This is a genomic window from Roseateles sp. GW821-FHT09G03, assembly GCF_059416045.1.
Genome location: NZ_JBWKOK010000006.1, coordinates 460921 through 476566, shown reverse-complemented (window position 1 = coordinate 476566; position 15646 = coordinate 460921). Strand labels below are relative to the sequence as shown.

The following is a 15646-nucleotide window of genomic DNA, read 5'->3' as shown; positions in this document are numbered from 1 at the left end:
ACGCCTTCAGCGACTTGGACAGGTCGCCTTGTCCGAACAGAGCTTCAGCGGAAACACCACATCGCGCGCAGGCGAAGACGACGCCCCTGCGGCGACCTCGAACCGGCCATTGAGGCGATTCCCCGCCGGGTCTTCGAGCGTGCCTCGCACCACCAGCCGGAACGGTCCGCCCGTCCAGGCACGCGCCGGAGAAAAACGCCAGACGGTCTCGCCGTCGAGGAACTCGCCGCGTCCGGGGACGCGCCGGCCTCGCGCATCGAGCACGGCCAGGTAGCCGGCCACCAGCGCGTCGACCGGCGCATCGAGCCGGACCTTCAGCGGATCCCGGCGGCCGACCGCCACTGGCGACAGCGCCCAGGCGTCGGCACGTGGTCCCGTCTCGTCCCGTGCCAGGACTTGCCAGCGCCGCAATTCGCGACCGTCGAGGGTGAGCCGGATCGACTCGCCCTCGACCAGGACACCGCCGAGCTCGTCGTGGGCGATCAATCCGGTCTTCACCCGGCCAGGATGAAAGAGCACGGTCAGCACCTTGCCATCGGGCGACCACAGTTCCTGATCGAGGAAAGGCTCGACCAGGGGTCGATCGTCGGGGCCGACGAGCGCCAGACGACGCAGCACAGGCCCGTCGGGAGCGGACGCGAAGCGGATCGAGATCCGGAGCAGGTTCTCGGGAACGGCAGGGCCCGAAGGCCCCACGCCGACGATGTCGGGCAGCTTGTCACCCGCGGCTCGATCGGCCGCCCGGGCTTCCATGCCGAGGAGCGGCACGACCAATGCCGACGAGAGCGCCAGCGCCAACGCATGGCCCATCGCGTGGCCCATTGCGTTGCCCATCACATGGACCATCGCCTGCGACAACGCCCGGCTCGAATGCTCCCGCCGCATGGCATCACTGGTTGGGCTTGATGTGATCGGCGAAGCCTTCCTGCTCCAGCAGCATGTCCTGGCGCGGCTTGATGTACTTCAGCTGGAATCCGTCGCCCTTGAAGCTGTACTTCGGGAACGCGTATTCCGAGACGAAGTCGGTCAGCCGGAACGACAGCTCCTTGCCGATCGTCACCAGTTGCAGCCGGTCCTGCTCCAGCCGGCGGCGCACGACGATGAACGACTGGTCGTCGAGGTTGTCGATGCGGATCGCCCCCGCCAGCGGCGCGGTGGTCGGCTCCAGCCCGCTCAACTGGCCGAACTGCACGACCTGCTCGATGCCGGGCTTCGCGTTCGCGGCCTCGACCTGCGACAGCGGGATCGCGCTGGCGCCGCGTTCGAAGTTGAGCAGCATCAGGTAGTCGCGGGTCTGGCCGTCCTCGGTCTTCGAGTACGAGATCAGGTCCGCCGGCGTATTGCCGTAACCGAGCTCCGCGATGGTCTTGCCGCGCAGGTGCGCGCCGTCGCGGATGTCGTCCAGCGGGATCGTGACGATCGGCGTGCAGGTGTAGGCGGCGATCAGGTACGGGCGCCCCGCCAGCGTGGCGAAACTCATCGCGCGGATCGGCGCCCGGGTCTCCACGAGGTTGTGGCCGGTGTGATAGATCTCGATCGACGCCATCGCCTGCGTCGCATCGAAGGGGTATTTCACGCGGCGCAGGCTCGACGAGAAGTCCTGGTTGGACAGCCCGGCGACGAACAGCTCGCCCTCGCGCCACTTCATGTCCGTGACGGTGAAGCTGCGCTCGGGCAGGTCGCGCCAGATCACGCCGGACGACGCCGGCGCGTCGCGCAGCGCGACGGCGGTGGTCTTCGCCTTCTTCAGGTCGATGCGCCGCGCGTGGCGGTCGCTGGTCACGACGATCAGGGCCGGCGCCTTCGCGGGCCCGTAGCTGACGGCGATGTAGACCTCGGCCGTGCCGGGCCGGGCGACCATGTCCTCGACGACGACCTTGGCGCCGCCGACCTGCGCGGACAGCAGCGGCTCGAGGTCGAGGATGTTGAACGCCGTGCCGGCCGGCTTGGCCGGAGCCTCCGGCAAGGTGAGCGCGTGGACCTTCGCGTCCTTCCAGTCGGCGAGGAACAGCACGTTGCCGGGGCCGGCGGCAAGCCGCGAGACCGACTTGATGTCGGCCGCGCCGGCGTTGGACGAGAGCGCGGCCGCGAGGGCCAGCGTGGACAGGAGCAGACGCATGGGAACTCCAGAGCGGATGGGGTCCCGGGATGCTAGGTAGACGGGCGACGCGCCGGTAGGCACGTGGCGATCAACAGCCTGGTGAACCGCGGACACGAATGTCCGGCGGGCCGCTCACCGCGCGCTCAATCCCTTGAGCAGCGCCTCGTGGAACTCCTTCGGCGACTCGACCTGCGGCGAGTGCCCCAGCGCCGGGAACTCGATCAGCGACGCGCCCGGAATCATCTTCGCCGTCGAGCGGCCGAGCGTCGCGTAGTCGCCGAGCTTCTCGGCGATCTCCTTCGGTGCGCGGACCGCGCCGGGCGCGGTGCGATCCTTGCCGCCGATCATCAGCAGCGTGCGCACCTGCAGCCGCGGCAGTTCCTGCACCACGGGCTGCGTGAAGATCATCTCGGAGGTCTGCGCCTGGTTCCACGCCACCTGCTCGCGGCCCGGTCCCGCGTACTGGCCGGCGGACATCCGCACCCAGCGGTCGTACTCCGGCTTCCACTGGCCGTTGTAATAGAAGCGCAGCTGGTAGGCCTTGATGGTGTCCGCGGTCGTCTTCAGCTCCTGCGCGTAGAGCTGATCGATGCTCGCGTACGGCACGCCTGCCGCCTGCCAGTCCTCGAGACCCAACGGGTTCACGACGACCAGCTGCTCGACCTGCGTCGGATACGCGAGCGCGAAGCGCATCGCGAGCATGCCGCCCATCGAGTGTCCGATCACCGTCGCCTTCGCGATGCCCAACGATTGCAGCAGCGCCTGCGTGTTGGCCGCGAGCTGGTTGAAGCTGAACTGGTAGCCCGCCGGCTTGCTCGACGCGCAGAAGCCGATCTGGTCCGGCGCGATGACGCGGTAGCCCGCGCCGGTGAGCACGGTGATCGTCTGCTCCCAGGTCGCGCCGCAGAAGTTCTTTCCGTGCAGCAGCACCGCGGTCCGGCCGTTGGGCTGGCCCGTCGGCGCGACGTCCATGTAGACCATCTCCAGCGCCTGCCGCTGCGAGGTCAGCTTGAAACGCTGCTGCGGATGCGGGTAGTCGAAGCCCTCCAGGCGCGCACCGTAGGCGGGCGTCTCCTGCGAGGACGGCGCGGCCTTCGTGGACGGTGTGGGCGCAGCGCTCTGCGCCTGCGCCTGCGCCTGCGCGCACAGCGTGAATGCCGCGAGCGCGGCGGCGGACAGCACGGACAACATCTTCATCACGGGGAACTCCAATGGCGACGGGCACGGCGCCCGAAGCGAGCAAGTGTCGTTCCCTCTCTCCCCGCGTGCAGTCCCAGGGGCTTCAGCGCTGATCGAGATAACCGAAGCTGCCGTGATCGCGGATCTCCTCGGCGGCCAGGCGCGCGGCCTTCATCGCGTGCCGGAAGAGCGACATCGCCAGGCTCACGCGCTTCACGCCGGCCTCGCCCAGTTCACGCACCGTGAACGAGCGCCCCGGAATGCCCGCCATGAAGTTGACCGGCTTCGTCACCGACGCGCAGACGCGGCGCACCGCGTCGAGGTCCGGCAGCAGTGGCGCGAACAGCACGTCGGCGCCCGCGCGCTCGAAGGCCTGCAGGCGGCGGATCGTGTCGTCCAGGTCGTTGATGCCGTGGAGGAAGTTCTCCGAACGCGCCGTGACCAGGAAGGGGAACGGCAGCGCGCGCGCCGCCTCGACCGCGGCGGCAACGCGTTCGACGGCGAGATCGAAGTCGAGGATGGGCGCGCCGCCCTCGCTCGAGGAGTCCTCGATGGAGCCGCCGACCGCACCCGCCTCCGCCGCGAGGCGGATCGTCAGCGCGCAGTCCTCGGGACGATGACCGAAGCCATTGCCCAAGTCGGCGCTCAGCGGCAGCGACGTCGCGCCCGCGAGCAGCCGGACATGCGCGAGCGTCTCGTCGCGCGTGAGCTGACCGTCGCGGCGGCCAACGGCCTCGGCGGCCGCGGCGCTCGACGTCGCCAGCGCGGCAAAGCCCGCTGTCTCCAGCATGCGCGCCGAGGCGATGTCCCACGCGTTCGCGATCACGAAGGGGCCAGGCCGCTCATGCAGCGCGCGCAGCGCAACCGCCTTCGCGGACAGGCGCTCGACGGTGGGTTCGACGGTCGGGGACGGTGTACTCATGAGGGCCTCCTCGGTGGGTAGACGGCGGATCCTAGGCCGCGCTGCTGCCGCCGTCTGGCAGCAATCGGACGTGTTCCTCCGACCCCCCCTACCTCCAAAAAGGTGGCGGCCCCGCGACGATTTCCCTGCGAAAGGGCCGGATCGCGCGACCAGCGCCCCCTAGGCCCCATCCACAATATTGCGAACCATTCGCATTTGATAACGTATCGCGTTACGCTGAATTCCTGATCTCCCCCCGTTTCCCCGTCTCTCCCGGTCCACACCATGTCCCTCACCGCTTCCCGCGCCGCTGCGCCGCGCCTGTCTCCGATTTCCCTGTCCGTCCTGGCGCTGCTGGTGCCGCTCGCGGTCCAGGCGCAGACCGCGCCCGCCGAGGCGCCGGCCGCCGACGCGAAGTCCTCGACCCCGGCGTCGACTGCCGCCGGCGACGGCACGCAGAAGCGGCTGCTGGACGAGGTCGTCGTCACCGGCGTGCGCAAGAAGACCTTCGCGCCGACGACCGTGCGCGTCGGCGCCTTCCGCGACCAGGATCCGCTGGACGTGCCGCTGACCAACAACGTCATGTCGCGCGACCTGCTGGACGCACAGGCCGCTCAAGGTCTCTTCGACGCGCTGAAGAACACCGCCGGCGTGACCCGCTCGCAGGTCAGCGGCTCCACCTACGACAACCTCTCCATCCGCGGGATCATTGTCGAGAACCGCAGCAACTACCGCCTCAACGGCAACCTGCCCGTCGTCAACCTGATCGACATCCCGCTCGAGAACAAGGAGCAGGTCGAGGTGCTGAAGGGCGCCTCGTCGATGTACTACGGCATGGTGCCGCCCTCGGGCATCGTCAACTTCGTGACCAAGCGCGCCGGCCCGACGCCGGTGACCTCGATCACGACCACCGTCAACGACCACGGCGGCGCGAAGGTCCACATGGACATCGGCCGCCGCTTCGGCGAGGACGACAGCGTGGGCCTCCGCGTCAACGCCGCGACCAGCAAGGAAGAGACCGGGATCGATCGCTACAAGGGCGACCGCGACGTGCTGACCCTGGCCGCGGACTGGCGCGCGACGTCCTGGGCCAACTTCAAGCTGGACGTCGAGCACTACCGCAAGAACACCAGCGAGCAGGCCGGCATCCAGCTGCCCGCCGCGGTCAACGGCGTGATCACGCTGCCGCGCGTGCCGGACAACAAGACCAACCTCGCGCCTGAATGGGCCCGCTACGACGCGCAGGCCGACAACGTGCTGCTGCGCGGCGACTTCGCGCTGAGCGAGGACTGGGTGCTGAGCGTCGAGACCGGCCGCGCCCAGACCGAACGCGACCGCAACAACACGACCTTCATCAACTACAACCCGCAGACCGGCGCCGGCACGGCCAGCGTCAACACGCTGAAGGGCCAGAAGTACACCAACACCAACCACCGCGTCGAGGCCATCGGCCGCTTCGACACCTTCGGCGTCGGCCACGAGCTGACCTTCGGCACGACCTACAACCGCCGCGAGTCCGCCGGCTGGACCAGCGGCACGGCGACCGCGCCGCAGAACCTGTACGCGCCGGTCGACATCGCGCAGTTGAACCCGACGCTGCGCCAGGCCGGCTTCCCGTCGGAGATCAACGACCGCGGGCTCTATGCCTTCGACCGCGTCTCCCTCGGCGAGCAGTGGCAGTTCCTGGCCGGCGTGCGCAAGACGGTCTACCGCAGCGAGGCGACCAGCCCCACCGCGCCGGTCAGCATCTACCGCGCCGACAAGGTCACGCCCAACTTCTCGGTGATGTGGAAGCCGATGAAGAACCTGAGCGTCTACGGCAGCCTGCTGCGCGGTCTGGAAGAGACCGGCACCGCGCCGCTGACCGCCGACAACGCCGGCCAGGTGCTGGCGCCGGCCGTCAGCAAGCAGCGCGAGCTGGGCGTGAAGGCACGCGTGGGCGAGGTGCTGCTGCAGACGGCGGTGTTCCAGACGGACCGCGCGCTGACGACAACGGTCAACCGCATCTTCCAGGTCGGCGGCGAGGCGCGTTATCGCGGCCTCGAGTTCTCGGCCAGCGGCGAGATCGGCCGCGACTTCGCGATCGTGGCCTCGGCGCTGCTGCTCGACGCGGAGATCACCAAGGTCGGTACCAGCAACGCGGGCGAGCTGGGCCAGTCGCCCGAGAACACGCCGAAGAACACGCTGAGTCTGTTCGGCGAATACCGCGTGCCGGTCGTGCCGGGCCTGTCGCTGAACGCCGGTGTGTACCACTTCGGCAAGCGCGCGGTGAACAACCTCAACCAGGGCTGGGTCGGCGCGTATGAGACGCTGTCGATCGGCGCGCGCTACCAGTTCCGCGTCATGGACAAGGCGGTGAACCTGCAGGCCAACGTCGACAACCTGACCGACAAGGACTACTGGAGCACGGCCGGCAACAGCCTGCTGGGCGTCGGCGCGCCGCGCACGGTGCGCCTGACCGCCAAGGTCGACTTCTGATCGCCGGCCCCGGGAGTGTCGAGCCATGGCTCTGATGACCGCGCGCCGCGTCTGGATGTGGCTGCACCGCTGGCTGGGGCTGACGCTCGGGATGCTGCTCGCCGCGGCGGCGCTGCTCGGTGCGCTGATGACGGTGCTGCGCCCGCTCGACGAGGCCATGCATCCGGAACTCTTCCGGGCGCCCGCCCACGATGCGGCGCAGGCCGTCGTTGCGTCGAGCACGCCGTTCGAGACGCTGCGACGCCGCGTGGCCGATGAATTCGGCCCCAAGGCGACGATGACGATCCGTCCGCCGCGTGAGGACGGCGAGTCGCTGCGCGTCGCGGTCCGCTCGCCGGGCTGGGCCGGCACCGTGTACCTCGATCCGGTCAGCGTCGTCGAGCTGGGCCGGCGCGGCGAGACGGAAGGCGCCGCCAACTTCGTCTTCGAGCTGCACAGCGAGCTGCTGCTCGGCGACACCGGCAAGGCGACGCTCGCCTTCACCGCGCTGGCGTATCTGCTGTTGCTGCTCACCGGCCTGATCCTGTGGTGGCCGATGAACGCGGCCCAGTGGAAACACGCGTTCAAGCTGAAGCTGGACAAGGGCACGACGCGCAGCCTGTTCGACCTGCACCGCTTCGCCGGCGCGGTGCTGGGCCTGCTCATCGCCGTGGCCGTCGCGAGCGGCGCGTGGATGGCCTATCGGCCCATCGGCGGCTGGGTCAACACGCTGGTCGGCGACGTCGCGCCCAAGCCGCCGAAGATCGAGAAGACCGCGGGCGAGCGCGTGCCGCTGGACGTCGTCGTCGCCGAGGCTCGCGCACGCTGGCCGGGCGCGCAGCTCGGCTTCGTCCAGCTGGGTGCCGCGGACACGCGGCCAGTGCGCCTGCGCTTCAAGCTGGCGGGGGATCCGCATCCGAACGGGCTGTCCTCGATCTGGGCACATCCGGTCGACGGCCGCGTGCTCAGCCAGCAGCGCTGGGATGAGCTCGACCTCGCGGTGCGGTCCACGGCATGGATCTACCCGCTGCATGCGGGCGAGCTGTTCGGCCTCGCCAATCGCGTGATCACCGGCGTGCTCGGCGTCGTGCTGTTCAGCATGGGCGTCACCGGCACGTGGCTGTGGTGGCGTCGGCGGCGCTGAGCCGCTGAGCCGCATCGGCATCCTGGCTCATGCCGGGATGCGCCTCGAGGCTCAGCGGATCAACTCATCGACGCACTGCGCGACCAGTGCGCTGTCTGCATCGAAGTAGTGCGTGTGCGCCCCGGCGCCGACGCAGACGTCCTTTCTCTTCGGCACGTTCAGCGCCATCGCGCCCGGCGCATAGAACGCGGACTGATGAACGGCCTGGGGCGACGACGGCGCCCAGATCCAGCGTCCGACGTAATCCCCCGAGGCGAAGGCGTTGGTCCATTTGTCGATCCCCAGTTGATCCAGCGCCGGCCCGGTGCGGACCCAGTGGTACAGGTCGGGGAAACGCGCCGCATAGAGCTGTCGCAGGGGACTGCCGGCGGTGAACAGGTGGACCTCGATGTCCTGCAGCCACTGCCCCAGCCGACCGGCGCGGCTGCCGGGATCGCGCATGGCGCGGTAGGTCAGGTAGCGCAGCAGGTCCGCCGTGATGACCGTGCCCTGGCTGTGGGACACGAGCACGATGCGGGACACGCCGTCCGCCTTCAGATGCTCCAGCAGCGCGACGTAACGCGCGAAGATGCGCGCGCGCGGAATCGCGCTGCGCGGGAACTCGCGCAGGTAGTTGTCAACATCCAGCATCGCGTCCAGCGGTGCCCGCAGCCACGGCGCGTACTTGGACAGCGTGCGCCCGAACAAGGTCAACGCGCCGAGCGCCGACACCGAGCCGATCACGAACGGCGCCAGCAGCGACTGGGACGCGAACCCCGTGCCCGAGATCGCCTGTTTGAGGTCCGCGGCCGTGAACGGTTCCACCAGCCGGAGCAGGTCCACCAGATAGACGCCGCCGATGTAGGTCGTCGCCAGCGCGCTCACGATCGCGAGCAGCGCGATGAAATCCTCGAGACGCTCGTAGCCGCCCGTCAGCCAGCGGCCCAGGTTGCCCGACGTCCCGACGCCGCGCTGCAGCTCTGCCAGCACGCTGGGCAGCAGCGTCACCAGCACGTAGGCCACCAGCGCCAGCAGCAGCAGGGCCACGAGGAAGAAGGTCGCCGTGCTGTACACATACCGCAGCGTCAGGAAGCTCTCCGCCGGCAGCGCCCGGTACATGTCGGCGGCACGATGCTGGAAGCCCCAGTCGTCGGCGCGCACCTCGAACTGCAGGTCGAACAGCCAGGGCCGGTAGCCCCACTTGCCGCCCGCCCGCTCCAGGACCTGATGCCCGGCGGCCCAGATCACCATGCCCACCGCGGTGAACGAGGTCACGGACACGAGCAGGCCCAGCCTCGCGGTCGCCACGCTGGCCCGGGCCGCATCGCCGAGCCCCGCCTGCCGGAAGCCGTACCAGGTCCACGGCACGATCAGCGCGGCGGCGGTGATCCACCAGACATAGGTGCCCATCAGCATCACCTCGAAGGCGCGCAGCGCCGCGGCGGTCCACCAGGTCCAGAGGTCCTGCCGCGGGGAGAACCAGACCATCACGACCGCGATGGTGCCCAGGCTCACCGCGAGGAACGCCCGGCCGATCAGCAGCGTCGACACGAAGCGCCGGTCCGCGAAGTTCAGGCCGGTGTCGCACAGCAGCGCGAGCACGGCCAGCACGACGATCCCCAGCACCCACGGCGCGGCGAAGACCTTCAACGCATACCCGGCGGCGACCGCCAGCAGGACCAGCAACACCCGACCCAACGCCGATCGCACGTGGCGGTAGACCAGCCACCAGAAGGCCAGGGCCGGCAGCCCCACGGCGAGCATCGTGCGGACGCTTTCCGCCGTCTCGCCCCGCGGGTCGTCGTTCAGCGCCGACATCGCGACGATGAAGGTGCCCAGCAGCAGCGTCTGCAGGAACAGGTTGGACAGCAGGTGGGCGAAGGACCAGTCCAGCGCCGTCTGCAGCCAGGACAGCCGGGCCCAGCGCTGCCGGATCCCCGCGGGCGCCCCGGCCGCGTCGGCGGCGTGGCGCGCCTGGTCGATCGTGTCGCGCGCGAGCTTGGACTGCCGGAACAGGATGGTGAACAGCTCGGTCAGGATGGTCGGCAGCGCGCTCGACAGCCGCGACAGGTCGGCCCAGTACATCTCGTGGAGGACCACCTGCTGGGTGGTCCGCGTCCGCGCGTCCTCGCGGGTGATGCGGATCCGATGGCCTTCGACGTGTTCGGTGGCCGCCTTGCCGCGTTGCGCCTTGAAGAGCAGGTAGTCGGTGAAGGCGATGCCCTGGTCCGGCTCGCCCTTCAAGGGATCCCCGGGTTCCTGCGACCGGGCCCCCTTGGCCTCGTGCGCGGACCGGATCGTCGACTGGTAGTCCTGGGCCCGCGCCCTGTCCTCGGTGGCACCGCGCGCCGAGGCGTCCAGCCAGCCGGTCCGCTGGAAGTCCGATCTCAGCGACTGCCGCAGCGCCTTCATCGCGGTGGGGCGTTCGTCGGGGTCGCACGCCGCCGGCACGCAGCCCTCGAGGACGGGCACCTGCAGCAGCAGGCAGTCGCAGGTCCCGTCGCGGTACTGCACGTCCTGGGGCGGACGCGCCGTCAGGAGGGCCGCCAGCGCATGCACCGTGGCCCCGGGCGCCTGGTCCGCGACCCCGTGCACGGCGACGACCGCCACGCGCGGGCCGCCGTGCGGGTCGACGCCCGCGGCCTCGTCGGCCTCGGCGGCCTCGGCGGCCTCAGCGGAGCCTCCGCGTCCGCCGCTGTCCGCGGTGTCGTGGTGCGCCTCATGCGGTTCCATCCCGGGTTCGGTCATGGCATCCACCTCCAGGTCCTCAGGATGGTGCGCCCCGCTCCCGGTGTCATCCCCCGTCGAGGGGACAGCCCCACCGGCAGCATTTCCCGGTGCCGGACGCCTCCGAGCAAGACCCGGCCCCGGTCGCTGCGTTCGAACGTCCCCGACGACGGCGACGGACTCTCCCTCCCCCGGGACTCCCATCTGCCCCGGTCGAGCGCCACCGCCTCCCTCACCCCGGTGCGCCCCACCTGATGCCGCTGTACCACCTTCCGCCTTCGCCCATCCCGCCGACCCCGGTGGGGATGCCTTCCACGCCCGCCGGACCGGACCTGTCCGCAGAGCTCCCCGACCCCGCGACAACCCCGCCGGCGCCCGCAGCGCCGGGCGTGCAGGCCCTCGAACGCCGCTGGGCGCGATCGATCGCCACGCATGCGCTGTGGTCCCGGCAGGCGCCCATCGTGCCGCTGCTGCTGGACTGGCTGCGCGACGCGGAGCCCATCGCCCGCGCGCTGGGCCCGGCCATGTGGCGGCACTTCGCACAGCATCTGTTGCAGCACGCCAGCAGCCGCGACCTCCGGGCGATGGGACTGGACGAGCGCGTCGAGTCCCGCGTGTGGAGTTCCTGGCCCGAATGGCGGACCGCCGGCTTCCGCATCGCCGACGCGCCGGGCCGCCTGCACCGGGCCGTCGTCTGGTGGGAGGACGGGCGCCTGCCCGAGTACCCCGACACCGAACGCGTCTTCGAGATGCCCTACGGCGCGGCGCTCTGGCTCGACGGCCGGCTTCTGCCCTATCCGCAGGAGCTCAACTTCGGCTGCTCGGTCAACGGTTCGGGCGAATGGATCGACGACCGCTACTTCGTCGTCGACGTCGACGGCCCGACGGAGCATCCCGACTACGTCGAGGAACTCGCCAACGGCCGGGGTTCGGTGCTGAGCCTGCTGATCGTCGATGCGCGGCATCGCACCTGCCACCTGCTGAACCCGCGCGCCCATGAGCCCTGGCTGCGCCCGCGCATCACCGTGCAGGACGATGGCCGCTGGCGCATCGATCCCGGCACGGACGCCGGCGACGCGGACACGCAGTACGACGAGGATGCGGACCGCCCCCCCGTGCCCTCGCGGCTGATGCTGCCGTCGGACCTGCCGCCGGCCTCCATCGAGGCCGAGATCCCGGACGATGAAGCCGAGCCGCGCTCGCTCGCGCCGGCCTGGCGCCATGTCGTCGACGCCTGGAACGCGGACCGCGACCGGCTGGTCGGCCTGCTCGGGGAGATGAACTACGAGCTGGCCCTGGACAGCTTCCGCGACGCCGCCTTGGGGTGGTGAGGCTGGTGAGCGGCGGCCGCCTCGCGGCAGCAGGCCATGAACTGCTCCGCGGCGGGTGACTGCCGGCGGGCGCGCATCGTCAGCAGGCCCACGGGCGGCAGCTCGATCGGCACGTCGATGGGCAGGACCTTCGCCAGGCCTTCCTTGGCGAGGTAACGCGCGACGTTGTCCGCCACGAAGGCTGCCGCGCCGCGCTGGCGCAGGAAGGTCAGCGTGACCAGGAAGGACGCGCTCTCGACGATGTCGCTCGGCGGATCCAGCTGCTGTGAATAGAACATCTGGTTCAGCTTGATCCGCGACGAGGCCCACGGCGGCGGCATCACCCACGGCATGCGGGCGAGTTCGGCCCACGGCGGCCGCTTCGACTTGCGGGCCGTCGCCAGCGGATGGTCCGGTCGCACGACGATGCGCATCGCCTCCTCGACCAGCGGCTCGGTCGCCAGGTCGGGCGCCGCATAACCCGGCTCCAGCCGCGCGACGATCACGTCCAGCTCGCCCACGCGCAGCCGCGGCAGCAGGCGCGTCAGATCGCCTTCCTCGATGTGGACCGTCGTCAGCGAGGAATGGCGCTTGAGCCGCTCGACCGCGCCGGCCACCAGCCCCGGCGTGGCCACCACCATCGCACCGACGCTCACGCGACCCGCCGCGCCGCTGGCCACGGCGTCGATCTCGTCGCGGGTGCGCGCGAAGTCCGACAGCACCGAGCGCGCGAAACGCACCACGGCCTCGCCGAAGGGCGTGGGCTCGGTGCCGCGCGTGGAGCGCGTGAACAGCTCCAGCCCGAACATGCGCTCGACCTCCGCCAGCGACTTCGACACCGCCGGCTGCGTCTGCGACAGGAACTCCGACGCCCGGCCCAGATGGCGGAACTGGTCGAGCGCCACCAGCATCTGCAGATGCCGCAGCTTCAGGTTGGAACGGAGGACGCGATCGATCTGGCTCATGGGTCGATCTTAGGAGCTTGGCGACGATTCATTCCGTTCATGACATGAAGACAGTCCGGTTCTTCAATTGAGCTGCATGGACCGGATGACCACAATGCATCGCACAGAGACCTCGCGGCGAATGCCCAAGCGCCCAGCGCCCAACGAGGCCCCCGCCCACGATCCCGATCGGTGCGCGCATCGATCCCGAGCCAGGAGACAAGACATGACCATCCGCATGGACCGCCGCCGCGTCCTGCTCGCCGGCGCCGCCGGCCTCGGCGCGAGCGCCCTCGCGCTGCCTCGCCTGGCGCACGCCGCCGCCTATCCGTCCGAGCGCGCCATCACCTTCATCTGCCCCTGGCCCGCCGGCGGCACCGCCGACGTGACGATGCGCTCGCTGTGCATGGCCGCGGGCAAGGTCCTCGGCCAGACCATCATCATCGAGAACCGCGCCGGCGCCTCCGGCATGCTGGGCACCAAGGTGCTGTCGACGTCCAAGCCCGACGGCTACACGATCGGCCAGGTGCCGATCTCGGTGACCCGCTTCGCGCAGCTGCGCACCGTGCAGCTGGATCCGCTCAAGGACTTCACCTACCTCGCCCGCGTCAACGGCCAGACCTTCGGCCTGGTCGTGCGCGCGGATTCGCCGTGGAAGACGCTGGCGGAATTCGTCGCCGCCGCGAAAGCCAAGCCCGGCCTGATCACCTACGGCAGCGCCGGCATCGGCGGCGCCACGCACGTCGGCATGGAGGAGTTCAACCTGCTCGCCGGCATCCAGCTCAACCACATCCCGTACAAGGGCGGCGCCCCGGCGCTGCAGGACCTGCTCGGCGGACAGGTGGACGCCGTGGCGGACTCCACCTCGTGGGCCCCGCACGTGAAGTCCGGCAAGCTGCGCCTGCTGGTCACCTGGGGCGCGACGCGCACCAAGGACTTCGCCAACGTGCCGACGCTCAAGGAAGCCGGCTACGACCTGGTCGTCGACGCGCCCAACGGCATCGGCGCGCCCAAGGGCATGGACCCGGCCGTCGTGGCCAAGCTGCGCGACGCCTTCCGCAAGGCGGCCGCGGATCCCGACTTCATCGCCACCTGCGACCGCATCGACTCGCCGGTCATGTACCTCGACCAGCCCGAGTACGAGAAGTACATCGCCGCGACCTACCGCAAGGACACGCAGCTGATCGAGCGCCTGAAGCTGCGCGAGCTGCTGGCGAAGGGCTGACCATGAGCGCGACCGCCGCAGGAGCCGTGAACGCGTCCGGCGCCACCACCTCCGACGCGATCGCCGCGGCGGCGGCCGCGATGGCGACCTCGTCGCCGTTGCTGCGCCTGCATCGCGACGACAACGTCCTGATCGCGCGCCAGGTGTTGACCCTGGGCCAGGAACTGCCGGAATTCGGTCTGCGCCTGAAGGCACAGGTCCCGGCCGGTCACAAGATCGCGGCGCGCCGCATCGCGGCCGGCGAGCCGATCCGCAAGTACAACGCCGTCATCGGCGTCGCCGCGCGCGACATCGAACCCGGCGACTACGTGCACGCGCACAACATCGCGCTGGTCGAGTTCGACCGCGATCCGGCCTTCTGCGCGGACGTTACGCCGGTCCACTACCTGCCCGAGTCGGAGCGCGCGACCTTCCTGGGCATCGTGCGCGCCGACGGACGCGTGGCGACGCGCAACTTCATCGGCATCCTGGCGTCGGTGAACTGCTCGTCGACGGCGATCAACCGCATCGCCGAACACTTCACGCCGGAGCGGCTGAAGGACTTTCCCAACGTCGACGGCGTGGTCGCCTTCGCGCAGACCACCGGCTGCGGCATGTCCTCGCCGAGCCCCCACTTCGACCTGCTGCGCCGCACGATCGCTGGATATGCGAAGCATCCCAACCTGGGCGGCGCGCTGATCGTCGGCCTCGGCTGCGAGCGCAACCAGGTCGCGGGCCTGATGGAGTCGCAACACCTGGTCCCCGGCGAGACGCTGAAGACGCTGGTGATGCAGGACACCGGTGGCACGCGCGCGACGATCGCGGCGGGCATCCGCGCCGTCGAAGCGATGTTGCCGATCGCCAATCGCGTGACGCGGCAGACGGTCAGCGCAGCGCATCTGAAGATCGGCCTGGAATGCGGCGGCTCGGACGGTTTCTCCGGCATCGGCGCCAATCCGGCGCTGGGCGCGGCGATGGACATCCTCGTGCGCCACGGCGGCACCGCCATCCTGTCGGAAACGCCGGAGATCCACGGCGTCGAGTACATGCTCACCCGCCGCGCGGTCACGCCCGAAGTCGGACAGAAGCTGCTCGACCGGCTGGCCTGGTGGGAGGAGTACACCCGCGGCCAGAACGGCCAGTTCAACGGCGTCGTCGGCCCCGGCAACCAGGCGGGCGGGCTGGCCAACATCTTCGAGAAGTCGCTGGGCTCCGCGATGAAGGGCGGCACGACGCCGCTGCAGGAAGTCTACGAATACGCCGAGCCCATCGAGCAGTCGGGCTTCGTGTTCATGGACTCGCCGGGCTACGACCCGGTGGCCGTCACCGGCCAGATCGCCAGCGGCGCCAACCTGATCTGCTTCACCACCGGGCGCGGCTCGATGTTCGGCTCCAAGCCGGCGCCGACGATCAAGCTGGCCAGCAACACGCCGATGTACACGCGTCTCGAAGAGGACATGGACATCAACTGCGGCCTGGTCATCGACGGCGCGCTGACCATCGAGCAGATGGGCCAGCAGATCTTCGAGCACATCCTCCGCTCGGCCTCAGGCGAGCCGACGAAGAGCGAGCTGCTCGGACTTGGCGACCACGAGTTCGTGCCGTGGCATCTGGGCATCGTGAGCTGAGCGGCGACTGCCGACGCGCCGCGTGCTGCGGTCCGCTCGACACATCGCCGTCCAGGCCCTTCCCTCCTTCCT

General features: G+C 70.0%; 11 protein-coding genes. 5 read left to right on the top strand and 6 right to left on the bottom strand.

What is annotated here, in order from left to right:
• Positions 1-6: 6 nt before the first annotated feature.
• The 4 genes from AC07OZ_RS22970 to AC07OZ_RS22955 form a co-directional block, all read right to left on the bottom strand.
• Positions 7-822 carry a hypothetical protein gene (locus tag AC07OZ_RS22970; protein WP_495469373.1) on the bottom strand — a complete coding sequence of 272 codons (816 nt, stop codon included), beginning with the start codon at positions 820-822 and terminating at the stop codon, positions 7-9.
• A gap of 67 nt (positions 823-889) precedes the next feature.
• Positions 890-2119, bottom strand: coding sequence for a hypothetical protein (locus tag AC07OZ_RS22965; RefSeq protein ID WP_495469372.1), 1230 nt, complete (start codon positions 2117-2119; stop codon positions 890-892).
• 114 nt (positions 2120-2233) lie between these two features.
• Positions 2234-3292 (bottom strand): alpha/beta fold hydrolase, encoded by a 1059-nt coding sequence (locus tag AC07OZ_RS22960; protein ID WP_495469410.1) that lies wholly within the window; start codon positions 3290-3292, stop codon positions 2234-2236.
• Between the two features lie 91 nt (positions 3293-3383).
• Positions 3384-4202: an isocitrate lyase/PEP mutase family protein gene (locus AC07OZ_RS22955; RefSeq protein WP_495469371.1), complete on the bottom strand. Its 819-nt coding sequence runs from the start codon at positions 4200-4202 to the stop codon at positions 3384-3386.
• A gap of 264 nt (positions 4203-4466) precedes the next feature.
• Between AC07OZ_RS22955 and AC07OZ_RS22950 the strand changes: the two genes are divergently transcribed.
• On the top strand, positions 4467-6659 hold the full coding sequence (locus AC07OZ_RS22950; protein WP_495469370.1) for a TonB-dependent siderophore receptor: 2193 nt from the start codon (positions 4467-4469) through the stop codon (positions 6657-6659).
• Between the two features lie 25 nt (positions 6660-6684).
• Positions 6685-7782 carry a PepSY-associated TM helix domain-containing protein gene (locus tag AC07OZ_RS22945; RefSeq protein WP_495469369.1) on the top strand — a complete coding sequence of 366 codons (1098 nt, stop codon included), beginning with the start codon at positions 6685-6687 and terminating at the stop codon, positions 7780-7782.
• A 51-nt stretch (positions 7783-7833) separates the two neighbouring features.
• Here the strand turns inward: AC07OZ_RS22945 and AC07OZ_RS22940 are convergent, their stop codons facing one another.
• Positions 7834-10509: a hypothetical protein gene (locus AC07OZ_RS22940; protein WP_495469368.1), complete on the bottom strand. Its 2676-nt coding sequence runs from the start codon at positions 10507-10509 to the stop codon at positions 7834-7836.
• Positions 10510-10793: 284 nt separating this feature from the next.
• On the opposite strand from AC07OZ_RS22940, the gene AC07OZ_RS22935 reads away from it, so the two are divergent.
• Positions 10794-11819 (top strand): hypothetical protein, encoded by a 1026-nt coding sequence (locus AC07OZ_RS22935; RefSeq protein WP_495469367.1) that lies wholly within the window; start codon positions 10794-10796, stop codon positions 11817-11819.
• Here AC07OZ_RS22935 and AC07OZ_RS22930 read toward each other — a convergent pair.
• On the bottom strand, positions 11771-12763 hold the full coding sequence (locus AC07OZ_RS22930; protein ID WP_495469366.1) for a LysR substrate-binding domain-containing protein: 993 nt from the start codon (positions 12761-12763) through the stop codon (positions 11771-11773). The two genes, AC07OZ_RS22935 and AC07OZ_RS22930, sit on opposite strands and share 49 nt — an antisense overlap.
• 205 nt (positions 12764-12968) lie before the next feature.
• On the opposite strand from AC07OZ_RS22930, the gene AC07OZ_RS22925 reads away from it, so the two are divergent.
• The gene (locus AC07OZ_RS22925) at positions 12969-13967 is read left to right on the top strand and encodes a tripartite tricarboxylate transporter substrate binding protein (RefSeq protein WP_495469365.1); all 999 of its coding nucleotides are present in this window, start codon (positions 12969-12971) and stop codon (positions 13965-13967) included.
• 80 nt (positions 13968-14047) lie between these two features.
• Entirely contained in the window at positions 14048-15574 is a 1527-nt protein-coding gene (locus AC07OZ_RS22920) for a UxaA family hydrolase (protein ID WP_495469409.1), read from the top strand.
• Positions 15575-15646 lie beyond the last annotated feature (72 nt).

Excerpts from the sequence above, each read along its gene's own strand:
- AC07OZ_RS22935 (WP_495469367.1), top strand. The coding sequence starts at position 10,794 with ATGCCTTCCACGCCCGCCGGACCGGACCTGTCCGCAGAGCTCCCCGAC.
- AC07OZ_RS22970 (WP_495469373.1), bottom strand. The coding sequence starts at position 822 with ATGGGCCACGCGATGGGCCATGCGTTGGCGCTGGCGCTCTCGTCGGCA.
- AC07OZ_RS22920 (WP_495469409.1), top strand. The coding sequence starts at position 14,048 with ATGGCGACCTCGTCGCCGTTGCTGCGCCTGCATCGCGACGACAACGTC.
- AC07OZ_RS22960 (WP_495469410.1), bottom strand. The coding sequence starts at position 3,292 with ATGTTGTCCGTGCTGTCCGCCGCCGCGCTCGCGGCATTCACGCTGTGC.
- AC07OZ_RS22945 (WP_495469369.1), top strand. The coding sequence starts at position 6,685 with ATGGCTCTGATGACCGCGCGCCGCGTCTGGATGTGGCTGCACCGCTGG.
- AC07OZ_RS22950 (WP_495469370.1), top strand. The coding sequence starts at position 4,467 with ATGTCCCTCACCGCTTCCCGCGCCGCTGCGCCGCGCCTGTCTCCGATT.
- AC07OZ_RS22940 (WP_495469368.1), bottom strand. The coding sequence starts at position 10,509 with ATGACCGAACCCGGGATGGAACCGCATGAGGCGCACCACGACACCGCG.
- AC07OZ_RS22965 (WP_495469372.1), bottom strand. The coding sequence starts at position 2,119 with ATGCGTCTGCTCCTGTCCACGCTGGCCCTCGCGGCCGCGCTCTCGTCC.
- AC07OZ_RS22930 (WP_495469366.1), bottom strand. The coding sequence starts at position 12,763 with ATGAGCCAGATCGATCGCGTCCTCCGTTCCAACCTGAAGCTGCGGCAT.
- AC07OZ_RS22955 (WP_495469371.1), bottom strand. The coding sequence starts at position 4,202 with ATGAGTACACCGTCCCCGACCGTCGAACCCACCGTCGAGCGCCTGTCC.
- AC07OZ_RS22925 (WP_495469365.1), top strand. The coding sequence starts at position 12,969 with ATGACCATCCGCATGGACCGCCGCCGCGTCCTGCTCGCCGGCGCCGCC.